Source organism: Methylophaga sp. UBA2012 (genome assembly GCF_002335235.1).
Classification (GTDB): Bacteria; Pseudomonadota; Gammaproteobacteria; order Nitrosococcales; family Methylophagaceae; genus Methylophaga; species Methylophaga thalassica.
Window position 1 is genome coordinate 25816 of sequence record NZ_DDCG01000008.1, and the last position, 17417, is coordinate 43232.

Annotated in this window: 16 protein-coding genes; 3 read left to right on the plus strand and 13 right to left on the minus strand. The window is 45.9% G+C overall.

Annotated features, from left to right (window positions below):
- The first annotated feature begins 9 nt into the window (after positions 1 to 9).
- A complete protein-coding gene (locus B2248_RS06725; protein WP_273179695.1) occupies positions 10 to 459 on the plus strand; it encodes a hypothetical protein in 450 nt (149 codons plus the stop codon).
- A 173-nt stretch (positions 460 to 632) separates the two neighbouring features.
- Here the strand turns inward: B2248_RS06725 and B2248_RS06730 are convergent, their stop codons facing one another.
- Entirely contained in the window at positions 633 to 1997 is a 1365-nt protein-coding gene (locus B2248_RS06730; RefSeq protein ID WP_273179694.1) for an ammonium transporter, read from the minus strand.
- Positions 1998 to 2443: 446 nt separating this feature from the next.
- On the opposite strand from B2248_RS06730, the gene B2248_RS06735 reads away from it, so the two are divergent.
- The gene (locus B2248_RS06735; RefSeq protein WP_007146720.1) at positions 2444 to 2785 is read left to right on the plus strand and encodes a cupin domain-containing protein; all 342 of its coding nucleotides are present in this window, start codon (positions 2444 to 2446) and stop codon (positions 2783 to 2785) included.
- Positions 2786 to 2839: 54 nt separating this feature from the next.
- Here B2248_RS06735 and narL read toward each other — a convergent pair whose 3' ends face one another.
- Positions 2840 to 3478 carry a two-component system response regulator NarL gene (narL, locus tag B2248_RS06740; protein WP_007146721.1) on the minus strand — a complete coding sequence of 213 codons (639 nt, stop codon included), beginning with the start codon at positions 3476 to 3478 and terminating at the stop codon, positions 2840 to 2842.
- A 25-nt stretch (positions 3479 to 3503) separates the two neighbouring features.
- Positions 3504 to 5327: a histidine kinase gene (locus tag B2248_RS06745; protein ID WP_273179690.1), complete on the minus strand. Its 1824-nt coding sequence runs from the start codon at positions 5325 to 5327 to the stop codon at positions 3504 to 3506.
- Between the two features lie 48 nt (positions 5328 to 5375).
- Between B2248_RS06745 and B2248_RS06750 the strand changes: the two genes are divergently transcribed.
- Positions 5376 to 6758: a PAS domain-containing protein gene (locus tag B2248_RS06750; RefSeq protein ID WP_273179687.1), complete on the plus strand. Its 1383-nt coding sequence runs from the start codon at positions 5376 to 5378 to the stop codon at positions 6756 to 6758.
- A 42-nt stretch (positions 6759 to 6800) separates the two neighbouring features.
- On the opposite strand, the gene B2248_RS06755 is transcribed toward B2248_RS06750, so the two are convergent.
- The 10 genes from B2248_RS06755 to B2248_RS06800 all read right to left on the minus strand — a co-directional run bounded on the left by B2248_RS06755 (position 6801) and on the right by B2248_RS06800 (position 17394).
- Positions 6801 to 7583, minus strand: a complete 783-nt coding sequence (locus B2248_RS06755; protein ID WP_007146724.1) for a TorF family putative porin — start codon at positions 7581 to 7583, stop codon at positions 6801 to 6803.
- Positions 7584 to 7623: 40 nt separating this feature from the next.
- Entirely contained in the window at positions 7624 to 8664 is a 1041-nt protein-coding gene (locus tag B2248_RS06760) for a heme-dependent oxidative N-demethylase family protein (RefSeq protein WP_007146725.1), read from the minus strand.
- Positions 8665 to 8674: 10 nt separating this feature from the next.
- Positions 8675 to 9628 carry a PDR/VanB family oxidoreductase gene (locus B2248_RS06765; RefSeq protein ID WP_007146726.1) on the minus strand — a complete coding sequence of 318 codons (954 nt, stop codon included), beginning with the start codon at positions 9626 to 9628 and terminating at the stop codon, positions 8675 to 8677.
- Positions 9625 to 10230, minus strand: a complete 606-nt coding sequence (locus B2248_RS06770; protein WP_273179684.1) for a dimethylamine monooxygenase subunit DmmA family protein — start codon at positions 10228 to 10230, stop codon at positions 9625 to 9627. Before B2248_RS06770 ends, B2248_RS06765 begins: the two co-directional genes overlap by 4 nt.
- A 15-nt stretch (positions 10231 to 10245) precedes the next feature.
- On the minus strand, positions 10246 to 11379 hold the full coding sequence (locus tag B2248_RS06775) for an aminomethyltransferase family protein (protein ID WP_273179683.1): 1134 nt from the start codon (positions 11377 to 11379) through the stop codon (positions 10246 to 10248).
- 168 nt (positions 11380 to 11547) lie between these two features.
- Positions 11548 to 12021, minus strand: a complete 474-nt coding sequence (gene ribH, locus B2248_RS06780) for a 6,7-dimethyl-8-ribityllumazine synthase (protein WP_273179682.1) — start codon at positions 12019 to 12021, stop codon at positions 11548 to 11550.
- Positions 12022 to 12091: 70 nt separating this feature from the next.
- Positions 12092 to 13051 (minus strand): electron transfer flavoprotein subunit alpha/FixB family protein, encoded by a 960-nt coding sequence (locus B2248_RS06785; protein ID WP_273179680.1) that lies wholly within the window; start codon positions 13049 to 13051, stop codon positions 12092 to 12094.
- A complete protein-coding gene (locus B2248_RS06790; protein ID WP_273179678.1) occupies positions 13051 to 13848 on the minus strand; it encodes an electron transfer flavoprotein subunit beta/FixA family protein in 798 nt (265 codons plus the stop codon). Before B2248_RS06790 ends, B2248_RS06785 begins: the two co-directional genes overlap by 1 nt.
- Positions 13849 to 13895: 47 nt before the next feature.
- Positions 13896 to 15284, minus strand: coding sequence for a hypothetical protein (locus tag B2248_RS06795; RefSeq protein WP_273179675.1), 1389 nt, complete (start codon positions 15282 to 15284; stop codon positions 13896 to 13898).
- Entirely contained in the window at positions 15262 to 17394 is a 2133-nt protein-coding gene (locus B2248_RS06800; RefSeq protein ID WP_273179673.1) for a heterodisulfide reductase-related iron-sulfur binding cluster, read from the minus strand. Before B2248_RS06800 ends, B2248_RS06795 begins: the two co-directional genes overlap by 23 nt.
- Between the last annotated feature and the right edge of the window lie 23 nt (positions 17395 to 17417).

Genomic DNA, 17417 nt, shown 5'->3' on the forward strand with positions numbered 1-17417 from the left:
GAGATCGCCATGCTAAAACTTAATATGCTCGGTTTGTTTATCACAGTATGGGTAATCACTAGTGCTCAGGCTGAAACTCCGTGTCACAAGGGCCACGAATCCATCTCAAATAACCTTATTCTTGCCTGGGCCCAGCAACAACACGGGCATAGTGTCTATCAGCCTATACAAATTTTTTATGGCGACTTTACCGGGGATGGTATGGATGACGCTCTCGCCTGGATTCTCTATCCCAGCGGCGGTAATAGTGATTTCCTTGATGTCGCCTTATTCCGTTATGAAAACGGTCAGCTAAGCTATTATCGGAGCGTTGACAATGTCTTTGGCGGTAATCCACGTAATGTCGTGATGACGCCAGGGCAAATTACACTCACCACCACCATGCATAAACCGGATGAACCACGTTGCTGTCCAACAGGTGAACGGGATTGGGTGATTGAAACAGAAAACGCTGAATAGACTTTTATATTCAGATCAGGAATTGAGGCTCACCTGCCAAAACGAGATTTTTATTTATTTGTCGCACGTAATTTAACTATGGCGAAAGGGAAATTAATAAATAAAAAAGTGGCTTACCCAGAAGAATAAGCCACTAAACGATCTTACGAGCCAGGGAAAGAAATAGAAAAGCCTTATTTTGCTTCTACCTCAGGTGATACATCTGAATCCAGGCCCCAATGGACTTTATCCAGACCAATCGCCTGTTCTTCATCGGTAATACGCATACCTATCGTTCTTTCAAGAATAAATGACAGGATAAACGCGGTCACAATACCTGTACCCAGACAGACAACAATCCCGACGATTTGCATCAGCACGCCAATTTCACCGTGTTGGAAAGCATAGGCACCTTCAGTGATGCCGACATAACCACCACGTGGCATACCGATATGCAGCAAGCCTGTCATAATCAGACCGTAGGAACCGACACCAGCAAATAATGGCAATAATTTATGCTCATCGATCTCCCGTCTTTGCAGGAATTCATAGATAACATAAGCCACTAGCGGTGAACCAAAAGCTACCAGGAACATCTGCCACGGAATATAGACATCAAAACCCGATGCGCCCGACACATAACCGGCAAATGGGCCTAACAGTAAATAACTGTATTTACGTTTTGAGTAAGCCAGGATTGCGCCCATCAAAGTACCGCCAGCCCAGGCCGCTGCGTAGTTGTTAAACGCTAAACCAACACTGGTATCAGCCATAGTGACGCTGACTGCATGCGCGCCCGGATCAAAGAAAAACAGGCAAGACAGGATAACCATCGGCAAGCTGCCAAACACACTAAATACACCCACCGTAACTAAAGCAAGACTGGGAACACGATATTCTTCAACTTTTGAATGAGCAGAGAACATACCCGGTCTGGCCCCTAACTTGTTCACGAATACCATCGCCATACCCGCAGGGAACAAATAGACAAAGCCCACACCAAAGAAGTCATGGAATCCCATATTGGTGAGTGGGCCGACAGAGCCCCATGTCCACCAGCTCAATACAGAAGACACTAAAGTCGCGACACATGACGTAATGTAATACGCCGAAGACTTCATTCTTTCAGACACCGCGAAGTGTAATAAGACATTGATAATCCCAGCAAAACACGCCAGGAAGAAAATAAAGATCTGGAAGTTATTCAGGCCCGGAAAAACTGCCGGATCCACATTTTGAGCAAGCTCATTGGCTAAAACGCCACCTGCCCACCAATCCTTAATACTATCGGTTAATGTGTAATCGACCATCACATAGTACTGGGCAGCCCAGAACGCAAAGCCGATTACAAAATAGGTGGTAAAGCCGATAAAAAAACCCACTAATTTTTCTATAGTTGCATTAAATGCATTACGCCTCCTAACACCGCCTGCATCAATTAAGAGCAGTCCTATTACGACAAAAATTGCCCCAACGGTGCCAGAGGCGTAAACAAGGTTTTGCACAAGAGATGCCAGCGACACCTGCTCTGCAAACTGTGTAGTTATATCAAACGACATGGTTTTCAGTCCTCATAGTAAATGTGCCTGTTAATTCAGTCACATACAGAGGAATCTATTCCCTGCCTTTTTATCCGTCTATTCTTCCTAGAAATTAACACTTAAGTGGTACATGCCTATAAATGCGTGGTTTTTAGCTGTCTTCACCGTTAGCTGACAACATTAATCAGCCCGCCCAGATACTCGCTTATCCAATCTATTCTATGTAATGGCTTAGATTTAAAGCCGTTACCCCATAGCCACACACACTAAATAATGTTGCGTTGAAAATAACTCTGTCTATTTTCAACATGGCTTGTTGCTTTACTATCTTAAAGCCAGTGTTTATCGCTTATTCACAGGGTCTGTACTTCTTTTTGATTAAGCCTTCTTAATAATTGTTGCCATTGCATCATGTCGATTTAATAGCTTGTGTGTTTTTACACAAAACTATTTGGAGACAAGATATGAAATATATTCAACAAGCTGTAAAAGACCCACAACCATCAATGGGTGTTGACGGTGTCAACGCCACATTTGGCGATACAGTGATTTCAGACAGCAAAGATAAAACTATTTGTGCTGGCTTCTTTCATTTAAATAAAAGTGATAAACCGCTGGTTTATACCTACGATTATGAAGAAATGAAGTATGTGGCTGAAGGTGAATTTATTATCAGCGACGAATCAGGCAAACAAGTCCACGCCAAAGTGGGTGACGTATTGTATTTTGGCAATGGCGAAACCATTACCTTCACCACACCGACCAGAGGTGTTGGTTTCTTTGTGGGGCAACGCAAACCACTCTAAACCAAAGCGTTTAAAAGGCTCAAGAATCGGTAGGCTTATCGCCTACCGATTTTTTTATCTATTCTGATGACGCCAAACAGCCGCCTCAAGTCGACTCGTTAAATTGAGTTTGCGTAGGATATTTTTAATATGTACTTTCACGGTGGTGTCGCTTATCCCCAGCTTCCTGGCAATATTTTTATTGTTCATCCCTTCAGCCAGACAATCCAGAATTTCTGTTTCTCTGTCAGTCAGACTCACATCTGATGCGGTCGTTCTGGTATCCGGTTCGATCAGCGCTTTTTTGAGTACTTCTGTCAGGCTATCCTGTAATACCGTCACACCTAAAGCTGCCTTCACCAGATTGGAACGTAAATCTTCCGGCTCCATGTCCTTGAGCAGATAACCATCAGCCCCCGATTTTAAGGCTTCCAGTAAATCTTCTTCAGCATCTGACACAGTGAGCACCACATAACGTGATTTCAAATCCATTTGTTTCAGCCTTCTCAGTGTTTCCAGGCCATCAATGCCCTTCATATTTAAGTCCAGTAACACTAAGTCCGGGTTTAACTGTTGAGCCAGTTCAATACCCTCCAGCCCGGATGCCGCCTCACCCACCACCTCGAAGTTAGGTTCATCGGAAATAATCTGACCTACTCCCTTTCTGAATAAGGGGTGATCATCGATAATTAATATTCTTATTATAGTGTTCATTTCTCTCTCTTAATTTTATGACGAGTTATTCGGTCAGTTTGGGTACAAACTTCAGGCGTACCCGTGTCCCTCCGTAACGTCTGGCCATGACATCAATGTCTCCACCTAGAGTCTTAGCTCGTTCTTTCATGATTGCCTGCCCGTGATGATCATAGGTGGAAGATAGTTTGCTCATCCCCACCCCATCGTCATCGATGGTTAACTCTAATTCCCCCTTGTTATTCACTAGCATCAAAATTGACACATGCTTGGCGCCAGAATGGCGGACGATATTCGATAATGCTTCGCGTACAACATGCAGAATATGAAACTCTTCATTGACCGTTAACCGGCAATTCACCAAGCGATTATCTAAAGTAATAGCGAGACTGGAGCGCTGTGAAAATTCATCAATAGTGGCCTGAATGGCATACCCCAGTCCGCGTAAGTCCATATGAACCCGGAACGTGGTTAACAACTCTCTTAGCTCACGATAGGCATTATCTAAGCCTTCCCTGAGTTCGGTGGTCACTTCTCGCTGCTTATCATCAATCACATTGGATTGCAGTCTGGCCATCTGTATTTTCATAAATGACAATGACTGAGCCAGTGAATCATGCAACTCACGGGCAATCGCCGCACGCTCTTCGAGGATCGCCAGACGTCGCCCTTCTTCATCATGACTCTGAAACTTGGTGACCATACTGAGTAATTTCGCCGTGATTTCCAGCACTTTAATTTCAGCATCTTCAAGAAAGCGACCTTTTTGCATTTCTACCACCAGCACACCAACCTCATTGCGACTCCCCGAAAAACTGAGTCCCAAACACTCCACTTCTTCTGATTCGGCATTAAGCGACAGAAATGAGGCCGTGCCCGACATGATCAGTTCATCAAATACTTTGTCTGATATCGGGTTAGGCTCGTGATGTGAATAAATCACTTGTTCGGTAGAAATGACTGCGGCATCGTCAGTATAAATAAGAGCGGTGTTGGTAAAGCCCATGGTTCGCTCCAGTGAATACAGCATCTTAAGTAATGTTTTTTCACTCAAAACATCTTCAGATACGGTTTCAATAAAGCGTAATAAAAAACTTTGGGCACGGGTTAATACACGAATGTGCTCACTGGTTCGGTGTGCCCAGGCGACTTCCGTCTCAAAGCTTTCCATTTTGGCGGATAACTCTGAAACCCGATGCTCCAGCAAAGCAAACTCATCATCCACATCCAGTTCACTGTTTTCACTATTTTTGGCGTAGATAAAGGCCAGAAGTCTATCCAGCCGTTCAACCAAGACCTTTCTGGTACTCAGCACCAACAGCAAAATACAGCTCAGCACAAATACCAGGCTGACGGATTCCAGCAGTGTTAATACCGCTCGTTTAATTTCAATATCTTTATGCAGGGCCTGTTCAAGGTTTTTATAGGCCGAGGCTAAACGATCTGCTCCGCGTAACTGCACCGCCGCGCGGAGGTTTAATGTTGCCAATTGAGAAAAGTTGGCTTGTTCTGACTCGATCAGCCTGACCGCTTCGGCGATGTCATCATTCTTCTGACGTAACATCCACATCACAGCAGGATCTTGTGTATCGAGAAAATGGGACTGCATATTATGGAACAATCGTTGTGACTGCTGGCTGTCCTTCAAATCAATATGAACTAATTGATTTTCCCAGTAATATTTCTGTTCATTAACCTTGGCTAGAGCTATTTGCACAGAAGGCATATAATCCAAAAGGAAGAAAATCCCAGCCTGCATCAATGAGATAGTCGCAGCAATACATATCAGCAAAACCACCCACTTTGTATAGAGTGTGCGTCGGGAAAAAATGCAGAAAATTTCGCTAAGACGCTGTTTTAATTTCATCATGCTGCAAACTTTTCATCAAAAGCTGGGCAATAAAATAAGGATATAAACATGAATATCATCTTGTTCAGTCTGGTCATGTTAAGCAGTATTTTTGTACTGGTACTGGGTTTCTGGTGGGATAGCACCGCCCCGTTTAAAGTACATATATCCACGCTCGCTGCAGTGCTTGCTATGTTTTTATCCGCCACATTAGCCATGACGCTCTATCCTCGTTTAAAACGTCGTCCTCAACCCCAATCCCCCATCGCCTTTGATGATGTTATCTGGGGCCAGGATCTCTCCAGCAAGCTATCTACACCTGCTGCTGTTATTGATGGTTATAACATTAAATTCGCCAACAATGCCTTTCTAAAAGAGCTGGGAATGAATGGTATGCGCGATATGATTACCGACCTACCGCTCACCAATCTGATTCACCCCAGCTCACACCAACAAATGACAGACTTTATCAGCCGTCAGCATAATCAACGTTCCAGCGAGACCATGATGTTACGCATGCTGTATGTGGATGGCACAACCATCCCGGCTCAGATATCACTGTCTCCTCTCAACTCTTTGCAGCAACATGGCCAGTTTCTGTTGCAGTTCACCACCACGTCATCATCCGAACCGACCTCAACCAAACTGGATGTGGATCACACCTACCGTTATCTTATCGATCGACTTGATCAAATCGTGTTTCAAATGAATGTTGATCAAAAAATCATTTTTCTCAATCCTGCCTGGGAGCGCATGCTCGACTACACGCCGCAGGAGTGCATGCAAAAAACCTTATTCCAATTCATTCACCCGGAAGATCTGCCACTAGCAGAAGCTCGGATAAATGCCCTGACTGAAGGCAAACGCCACCATAGTCAGTTCGAATTACGACTCATTGCAAAAAATGGCCGCTCGCAATGGTTTGAAATGCGTGCTTCCACCACATCCCGACTCAAGAGTGAACGCAGCAGCGTGATGGGCACACTGACCGATATCAGTCGTATCAAGCAAACATCTGCCGACCTGAAAGCCAGTGCCCGACTCGCTAACGATATGATTATGCCGAATGTGCCTTGCATGTTATATCGCTGTAAAAATGATCGTAACTGGACTTTTGACTATGTCAGTGACGGCTGCCTGGAAGTAACCGAATACCAGCCTTATGAAATTACCAACTCCCTCCATTTCAACTATATGCAGCTGATTTATCCTGCTGATCAACAACGTGTTTGGGAATATGTCCAACAACAAGTTAATCAACAGCGCAGCTTTCAAATCATTTACCGCATCCAGACGCGTAGTAATAAAATCAAATGGGTCATGGAACGAGGTAAAGGCGTCTTTTCAGGAACAGATGAGTTATTAACTCTGGAAGGCATCATCATTGATATCAGTAGTGAGAATTATCAATCAATGATGGATGGACTGGAACAGATGACTTCAGAGCAATAACAGAGAGTCATCCTTGACCCTCTGCTGCCGCTTATGAAACGCTTAAAACGATCGTGATATATAGCCGATAAACTGATTATCGCCACGGTTATCACCATCTACACCTGTCCACCAGTCTTTATCCGCATCAGTATCGGTGTAGTTAATCCCCACCGTCCAACCTTCTGACTGACCGATAGTCAGGTCTTTACTCAAACCAATCATATAGTCGGTGTAATTGAAATCACTGTAGTTTTTCACATCCAGGTGACCTACATGCAAATTCAGATTCACTTCCCACGGTAATTGGTAGGCGAAGTTCAACTCGATATATTCAGTGCCTTTGGTATCACCATTAGCATAACCATCAATACCGGCTGATTTATTATTCACACCACCCCAGTCGGTTAATGTCCGGCTGTATTTTGCTGTAAACCATTTCCAGGTCGCAGCAAGATAGGCTTCGGTGGTATCAATATTTTCACCGTTATACTTTTTGTGATCAGGGTAATAAAACTGCAGCAACCCGACATCAATCCCAATATCGTCTGTTAATTGATGATAATAACCACCATAAAAATCCACTTCCAGACTGTTACCGGAGTTGTCGTCCTCTTCTAACGTCGAGCCCCATATTCCCGCATAGAGCCCATTATCATGAGCATAGTCAAAACCACCTTGTAATGCAGGTCTTTCATCACTGTAAGTAATGCCACGAAATACATATTGGCTAAAAATTCCGACGTTGGAACTAAAACTATGAGGTGATGTTTCTTCTGCCAGGGTGTTAGTTGCTGAGAACGTTGATGCTGCCGCCATTGCCACCATCAAAACTGTTTTTTTCATCTTCCCTTCCTTTAACTAAATGATTACCCCTAATCTAGTGTTATTCCGGATGCGTTCCTTTTTCCAAAAAGGCGCCATCATCAAGTGGTTCGAGCCAATCCAGTACCGGTTGTTTAAAGCTATTCAAGCCTTTGTATTCCGCCAGATCCGGATGCAGGCTGCGTAATACGCGGTTTAAACGTTTTGCCCAACGTGGGTAAGTCGCCAAGTCTGCCAGACTCACCATATAAGTACGGATGCTGAAGGCAATCGCATTACTGCGTGGCAGTCTGAACAAGGCTTGCAGCTCTACCCGTAAAAAGACTTTGTCACCGGCGTTTTCTTTGGTGGCCGAGACGTTATCCGTGCCCCAGACATCATAGGTTTCTGATGACGTATCGAGTCGTGGGTTAACACACATACGCCAGTTAGTCCGACGAACCGGGCTACCGTATTGCAGATGTAAAAGGTATTTCAGGGCACGATCAAAAATGCCCATTTCAGGCGCATGAGGCACCGGTGCGTGCCATTCTTTAAATGACATGCCTGCATCAAATGCGACCGACCAATCCGCCTGTCCGGTTACCATGCCAAGATCGGCATAGAGATCATTATCACGTTGATCCATGATGACCCAGTCACCCTGAACCTGACGCATCACGTATTCGAATGGCTCCATTGGTAAGGTCGATACGTCACCAAACACAAAGCGATCTTCAATACCCAGTGGTTTATTGACCCAGTGCCAGTTATCACCATCAATGGTTAACTGAAACTCAGACGGATAACTTTCAGAAAGTGATGTCATCACTAATTCCAGTGTGTCCCATTGAGCATCCATCATATGAGGCAAAGCAACACAGCGTGTGTGATCCTCACTTAATACAATGGCGCGCTCTTTACATTCGGCCACATAGTGTTCGTCGACATCAATCGGGTGTTCAAACACAGAACCAGGCGCACCCGGGGTGTGCTGCTCAATGTTGACGCTATACATATACTCGTCTTCTTCAAACGGGTAAGGAAAACGGCGTACTGATTCCGGCGAGTTTCTAAACGTGAAATCACCACGAAATGTTTCTTCATTAAATGCCATATTCATCGTTTATTCCTCACAAATTGATGACCATGCGTGTACAGTTGGCACGCGAGACACAAGGTAAAATTTTCTTAGCAGCGACACGCTCAGCGTCAGATAGGTATTCATCGTGATGAACTAAGTCACCGTCACATTCGACGACTTCCACCTCACAACGACCACAGGCACCACCACGGCACATATAAGGCGCATCGATACCTGCTTCTTCCAGCGCTTCAAGCATGCTGAGGTCACTAGGCACAACGACCTCGGTATTGGATTGCAATAAGCTGACAGTGAATGGCGCACCACTAGCTGGTGCTAAGAACTTCTCACTATGTACAGACGTTTCTGGCCAGCCCAGCTCGGAAGCGATCAATTCCAAACCATTTACCATTGGATCCGGACCGCACACATACACATGTGAACCCAAAGGCTGTTTGCTCAATAATTCAGTGATATTGAGTCGGCCGGTTTCATTTTCAGGATAGAAAAACGCTTTATCACCGCATAAGGCTTCAATTTCTTTGCGGAAAGCCGCATGTTCAGCACTGCGATAAGCATAATGTAATTCGTAGTCATGACCGAGACGATTTAAATCGGTAATCTGTGACAAGAAAGGCGTGATACCAATACCACCGGCCACCAGAATGTGTTTTTTCGCCAGACGATGAATCGAGAATAAATTGGTAGGCATCGATATTTCTAATAAGGTGCCTGGTTCCACTTTCTCATGCATAAACACTGAACCACCACGTGATTTTTCCTGCTTACGCACCGCAATCTGGTAGGCACTGTTATCGTTGGTTGGGCCCATTAAGGAATAGGCATTACGATGGGTCCGGCCATCGATATCCATCGATACAACCACATGGCTGCCACCAGAGAAATAAGGCAGTGGGCTGCCATCTTCGGCTACCATCGTAAAATGTTTGATTTGTTCAGCCACTTGCTCAACGGAAGTGACTTTGACTTTTAAAGCACTCATGGGTAAACCTCCTGTGCTGGTGGAATCTCGCCGGGTGTTTCACCATCGACCATAAAGCCCATATAGGCCCCCCAATGACGGGAGAAATGATCACGAACGAATAAATTCAGGCCACAGTTCACACATTGATGAATGTTGTGGTGAACGTCCTCATTAATCGTTTCGCAATGCACGCAGAACACGCGTCTGGCTAAAGAACCTGTCTGTTCTTTAAAAATATTACGATCATCGACGCCATATTCAGTCAGCAACTTGGCGACCGGCCAAATCAGTTTTTCTTCACCAGCAACGTAGAACTGTGTGCCCATATAGCAATTGTCCAGCTCAGTCTTCATCGCCGCCGTTAATGCTTCCTGTGAGTCGCAGACAGTAATTGACTCACCTGACATCTCTTCAACGATGCTCACATACTTGTTACTTGCTGCATCATCAGCCAGATAAAACACTGATAAAGGTTGTTTTGGCACCATTTGCTGGAATAACTTCAGCAAGGCTTTACCACCACCTTCACCGCCAACGATCACCACATGATGTGTCGCTTTTTTTTGCCAGACCAAGGTGCCGTAAATAGGTTTGGTTGTAATTGAGTAACCTTTTTCCATCATCTATTCCTCAATTTACTCAGGGTGAGTGCGAACACGCATAGGATCATAAAAAGGCATCTTGACGATGGTCGCTTTGACCTCATCACCGTCGGCCACTGTTACTGTGGTGCCAAGTTGACTGTATTCCGGTTTGATATGTGCCATTGCCAGTGACTTCATCAGATATTGGCTGTAGCTGGAGCTGGTCACCACACCGACTTCTTTGCCATCAATGAATAATTTAGAACCGACCTCTACCGCTTGCTTTGAGCGACATTCCAGACCGATTTGTTTGAAGCGTTCTCTGCCTTTTAACTTCAGCACCGCTTCTTTACCGATGTAATCACCGGGTTTGTCTTCATCGACACACCAGTCCATATTGACTTCCCACGGTGTGGTATCGCCTTCAGGCATATCAAATGGGAAGAAAAGTAAGGCCGCTTCAACGCGTGTCAGATCCAGTGAGTCCCATGATGCCGGGATGCAGCCATAGGGCTGACCTTTTTCCAGAATCATGTCCCACAGGTACACAGCATCAGCCGCGGAACAATAAACTTCGTAGCCGCGCTCACCGGAATAACCACCGCGAGCGAGGATCACTTCACGACCGAATAAGGTCGTCTTGATATGTTTGAAATAAGGTAATCCGGCGAGGTCGAAATCCAGTTCCGGATCCAGAATATCGATAGAACGAGGGCCCTGCAGCGACAGGATATGTACATCATAATCCTGTTCAACTGTGACATCCTCACCTTTAGCGAGTTCGGCTAAGGTTTGTTGTGTGGCGCCACTGCCATGAGATAAACGGTAATGTTCTTTATCATCACAAATGACCATGATGTCATCGACCAGCGCACCTTCTTCATTCACTTCACCGGCAAGTCGGGAAGTACCTGGTTCGAGCTTAGTGACATCAATCGTCACCAGCTTGTCGATAATTTTTAATGCGGCTGGTCCCGATACATTAACAATGTTGAGACCAGACACATCATAAAGACCTGCCCGGGTACGGACCGCAACAACCTCATCATTCACATCCGAATGGTAGCTCCATGGAATGGGCATGCCATTCCATGTTTCGCCATCCAGTGTTGACCCAAGTTCTTTATGGCGAACATTGAGTACTGAGTTCCGTGTGGTAGTTTCTTTGGGCAGTGGATTATTCATGGTCTAACTCCGGTTACATAGAACGAATTCAATGTAAAAAACTTACCGAAATCAGCCGCATATAAAAATTCTCATGATGGAGTACTCCTTAATGGGTAAAAACCATCTGATTTTTTATGCTCTACCTTTTATAATCCATTGATAATAAATAAAATAATTAAGAAAAATTTACTCTGCGTGCAAAGACTTTAGTGTCTGAATCATTTCAATAATCACTAATGCCGCTTCACGGCCTTTGATAATCATGCGATCTTTTGCTTGTTGCTCATCTTCTGTGGTCAAAATCGCATTGGCCAGCGGAATTCCTGTGCCAATCTGAATATCGGTACAGGCACGTGCTGACTCATTGGCCACAATCTCAAAATGATAGGTTTCACCACGAATGATGCAGCCTAATGCGACCAGACCATCACAATTACCTTTTAATGCCAGTTCATGTAAAACCATCGGAATTTCCAATGCACCTGGCACAGACAATACCTGAATGTCCTGTTCCTGAACGTTGCTGGCTTTTAACTGGTCAACACAGGCATTTAACAGTGCCGTGCAAATCTCAGAGTTAAACCGCGAGACAACGATACCTACTCGAAAGCCATTGCCGTCAATATCGTCGCGAACACCTGCCCCATGTATATCTGCCAAATCTGTTTCCTCATATAAATAAATAGCATCGGGTAAGTCAGAGTCTTACCCGATGCCGAATAAAATAACGTTATTCAAAGTGTGTGCGCAATTCTTCTTCAATATCGAAGATATCCGCCACAATGCCGTACTTGGCAATATTAAATATCGATGCGCCCGGATCGGTGTTCACCGCCACGATACTGGGCACATGTTTCATCCCTGCCATATGTTGGATTGAGCCGGAAATTCCCATCGCCACATACAGCTTGCAAGCACCGACTACCTTGCCAGATTGCCCTACCTGACGTGACTTTGGCAACCAGCCTGAGTCAGCAATCGGACGCGAGCAGCATAATGTTGCTCCCGCCAGCTCAGATAATTCACGGAAGGTATCCACATTATTTTCTTCTGCGATACCGCGGCCGATAGACATAATAAAGTCCACACCCGTAATATCAATATCATCTGCGCCTTCCGGTTCAACATAACGCAAATTTTGACTACGACTGGTCAGCGAAGTCATATCCAGAGATGAAATCCCCGGTGACCCTGCGTCTTCCGCTTGTTTAAACACACTTGGACGAATCGTTAGCAGCACACAATCTTTGCCGGGAAAATCGACTTCCACATTCACTTTTTGATTGTAGGCGGCACGGGTTGCGACTAGATCGTCACCATCATAAGCCAGCCCGAATACATCACTGGCAAAACCATAATTGCCTTTACGAGCCAGCGTTGGTGCGTAACCCAGGCTATCCACAGAATGCGGCATCAATACCACAGATGGCGCGTATTGTTCCATCAATTCAGAGACAACGGCTTCCTGAATATCGGCATCAAAATCTTCTGTTGCTGTTTTCACCGCCACGACTTCATCAACACCTGCCAGCGATAATGCACTGGTGTAGTTGTCGGCATTTTGCCCTGTCACCGCCACAATGACCTTGTCATCCGCCTGACGTAATTCCTGGGCAGCTGAGATCACTTCCAGAGAGTTCGGGCGTAATTCATTCTGGCGGGTTTCCGCCATCACCAAAATCGTTTTCATTAGAGTTCTCCTCTGTATTCTTTAATTATCTCAGCCAGTTTTGCAGCCTGTTCTGCGGGCGTACCCTCAATCATGGTCGCCATACCTTTTTCAGGAATATACATACGACGTACCCGTGCAAAACTCGCATCGGCACCGACATCCTCGGCACTTAATCCCAAATCACTCAGGCTGATTTCTTCGATAGGTTTGGCAGCGGCTTGTTTGATACCGCGTAAAGAGGCATAACGCGGTGTATTAATCCCCAGTTGAATAGTCAGCACCGCAGGGCAGCTGATCTCTACTTCCTGTGCCATCCCACCTTCCAGCTCACGACTGACCACGGCTTTATTGCTGCCGGGTGTATAGTCCAATCCAGCCACCACGGCGGCATGAGGCCAATTCAGATAAGACGATAAAGAAATACCAGTCGAGGCATTCGCATCATCAGACGACTGCACACCGGCAAAAATCATGTCCGGTTTTTCTTGTTCGGCGACCGCGGCCAGAATGCGGCCCACGGTGATGGAGTCAGAACCTTCCATTTCATCCGACCACACGCGTATAGCTCGGTCTGCGCCTTTAGCCAGACATTTACGCAGACTTTCCTCAACCCGATCGGGACCAACAGACACCACCACCACTTCCACTTCTGAATCCGAGGCTTCTTTAATATTCATGGCCTCTTCCAGGGAATAATCATCCCATTCATTCAGGTCATAAAGCAGAAAGTCCTCATCGACGTCCAATTGGTCGTCACGAATTTCAAAGTCATCGTCAAGTGAAGCGACTTCTTTGACTGCAACTAAAATTTTCATGCTATTTCTCCTAAATTGCTGTCTACATCAGCTTTATTTGCAGTGAGTTACTGCTGGTATTGCCTGGAAAACCAGGTAAAAAGGCTGAACCGAACCGCCGGGTCCGGATCGTCATATAAGGTCCATTTGTCATCAGCACTAAGTGCTCTGCTTTGGATAAGCATCATGCGATTCAGGTAGTACGGGTCATCCAGCAGAGGCAGTAAGGTCTGACGAATCGCCTTATTGTTGAGAATGACCGCCCGCCTGACATCAGCACTGATGGAATAGCTCAAGCGCTGCAGTACTTTCTGCGGTGTTTTTGGGTTGGAGGCGACACCACCAAGCACGTCGATATCGTCCATCTCGGCAAGGATGATCAAGGTGCTGGCCGGCGTATTAGGCTGATTTGCTACCCCAGCACGTACCCAGACTTCTTGATCAGTAGCCAGTTGGCTCAGTAATGCCGAATTGGTTTTCGGATTTCTGGCCACAGCACGGCGAACCTCTTTATGCTCATCCTGAGCTAAGCTGTACAACTGTGATTCCGTGAGTTTTGGGTTGAGTGCCAGCCATTGTCTGACCCAGTGATCCTTATCTGCCAGCAAACAATTCATCATCTCTGGCGTCAGGTCTTCTCTGGCGGCTACCACGCGTCTGACGTATTCCGACTGATCTTCAACCAGCTCTTCTAAAACCCATACCGGCAGATTTTTATGACTCGCTGCGGCTCGCCTGACGGAATAATCCTTATCCAAAGCCAGACGGGCGCTGAGTCGTTTATCAATATGTGGATTGGTCGCTAAATGACGCAGGATAAGACTGCTTTCCTGTTTCGCGGCAATAGTAAAAATAGCGGTCGGACACGCTTTATGAGCCACAACAGCGGCCTGAACAAACTCATTACCACGCGCATACAACGTCATTAATAAATCACCCAATGTCGCTGGATGACTGGCAAGTTCAGCATCAAATTGATCAGCAAACTTTTCTGCAACCAAGGCTAAAGTCTTGCTATCCGCATTCGGATTTTTCACCACAGCTCTCACCAAATCTGTTGCCGTAGTGGTATGCAAAATCTGCCACAACACCTCCGCACTGGTGTGAGCATGTTTGGCAATCAGAGTGATGAAGCTGATGTCCACTTCATCACGGTATAAATTGCTTAAGGTCTGGGTTTGGGTCGCCGGATTTTTATCCAGACGTAGACGTACGGCATCATCTTCAAGGCCAGCCAGCAAAGCCAGCACATCGGCAGGGGTATGCTGCCAGCGTGCCAGTTTAAGTACATCACGACGCTGTGCCGTTATCAGCTCTGCCAGCAATTTTTTGTCATGAAAATCTGCCAAGCCATACACCGCAGCCGCGCTGTAAATGTCGCCACTGTCGAGCGCGACTGAGATTAACTCAGCCGCAGAGCCCGGCATCGAATCATTAAGCTGCGTCAGCATCTTCATCAACAGACTCATCGTCAAATTCAACACACTCAGTGATTAGCTCAATCAGCTCTTTCACCTCAAACTTGCCTTCATAACCGGCGGTTTTACGTGCATCTTCAAACATGGTGAGATCTTTTGGACACGACACGATAAACACGTCCAGATCCTCAATCTCACCAGCTTCATGTATCCGGTTTTCAGATGGTTTTTGGATGCCAACCGGATCAGGAATCCAGATACGCCCACCACCCGCACCACAGCAGAATGAGTTATCACGATTACGTGCCATTTCCACCAGATCACAACCGAGCATTTTGATAATGTCACGAGGGGCGTCATAACCTTTGTTATAACGGCCTAAGTGGCATGGATCATGGAAAGTCACCGTCAGATCCAGCTGTTTTTTCAGCTTCAATTTGCCTTGTTCTAACAACTGTTTAATCACCGTGGTGTAGTGGTTAATTTCAAACTCACCACCAAAATCCGGATATTCATTACGGATGGTGTTAAATGAATGTGGATCGGTGGTCACAATCGATTTGAAATCACATTGTTCTAATGTGCTGATATTTGAGGTTGCCAAAAATTCATACAGCCCTTCTTCACCCACACGCCGAATATCATTACCGGCGTTCATTTCGGCTTCGTATAACAAACCAAAATCCACACCCGCCTGACGCATTAATCTGGCAAACGATTTCGTCACTACCTGATTACGTGGGTCGAAAGAGGCGTAGTCGCCGACAAACCACATCACATCCACCGGCTCTTTACGGGCATCTTTAATCGCGAAAGGTAAATCTTTGGTCCATTTCGCCCGTTTACGTTTGGACTCGCCCATCGAGTTGCCGTTTTTATGCACGGATTGCAGCGTTTTTTGCAGAATCGGCTCCATATTGCCTTCATCCACTAATTTACGACGCATCTGCACAATAATCGGCACATGCTCAACCGCCACCGGGCAGATTTCCACACAGGCCAGACAGGTACGACATGACCACAGCGTTTCCATAAACACCTGACCGATATCTTTACCATGCACATCCAGCTCGGCTTCGTCCGGTAACGCTTTTTTCTGTAAGGTGTTATTGGCAAACTCACGCAATGACAGAATCACATCACGTGGTGATAATGGCGCTCCTACCGCATTGGCCGGACAGGCTTCATGGCAACGACCACATTTGGTACAGGCATCCAGGTTCAGTAAGTTTTTCCAGGTCAGATCGGTAATGGTTTTAACCCCAATCTCTTCCTGCTCTTCTGGCACCATCGGTAAACGACGACCGGCCATCGGGTCACGAAACATCAATGACGCAGATGCCGTAAAGATATGTTTCACTTTGGTAAAAGGAATCAGCGCCACAAAGGTCAAGGCAATAAAGCCATGGAACCACCAGAGTCCGGTACGGAAATGCCCTGCCGCTTCCGGCCCCATCCCCAGTCCATGTAAGACATTGGCAATCAGTGCGCCCATCGGTGACCACCAGCGGTAGTCCCAGACGGTGGGATCATTCATCAGCCAAATCAGACGCGAGGCTTCAAGCAAAAAGCCCGTGATCAGAATGATGATAAAGCCCCATAAAAATGCCCAGTCTTCACGACGATAAGCACTGCGGTCGTAGTCAGGATCGGTCGGTTCACGATCGGGACGTTTGTAATCAAGTTTAGGTAATTTCAGCCATTTTCGGCGATACATCATGTATAAAACGCCAGCGATAACGGCTGTTCCGGCAATGTCGAGTACCAATGAAAACCACAGGTAAAAGTCGCCATACCAGAATTTAAAGCCAAATAATGGCTCTAAAATATCGTATTCAAGTGTGATGGTGGCTGTCCCGAGAAACAGCAAAACAAAGCCAAAAAAGATACCTGCATGTGCTTTGCCAGCCGCCCTGTCACGACGTTTAATCGTACGGTGCGTCAGCATGGTTTTCAGCATCTCACCGAATCTCGCCAGAAACTCGCCCCAGGCTGCATCAGGTTTACCACGACGGTATTTTCTTACCTGCACGTAACAACCATAAATAAATACGGCGATTGCGGAATAACCAAACGCATAAAAAAGGTAAATGGATGAGGTCTGAAAACCTTGAAATAAAATCCGAGTAATCTCTTGTGCTTCGTTCATGACACACCTGCAAGCTTTTTTGG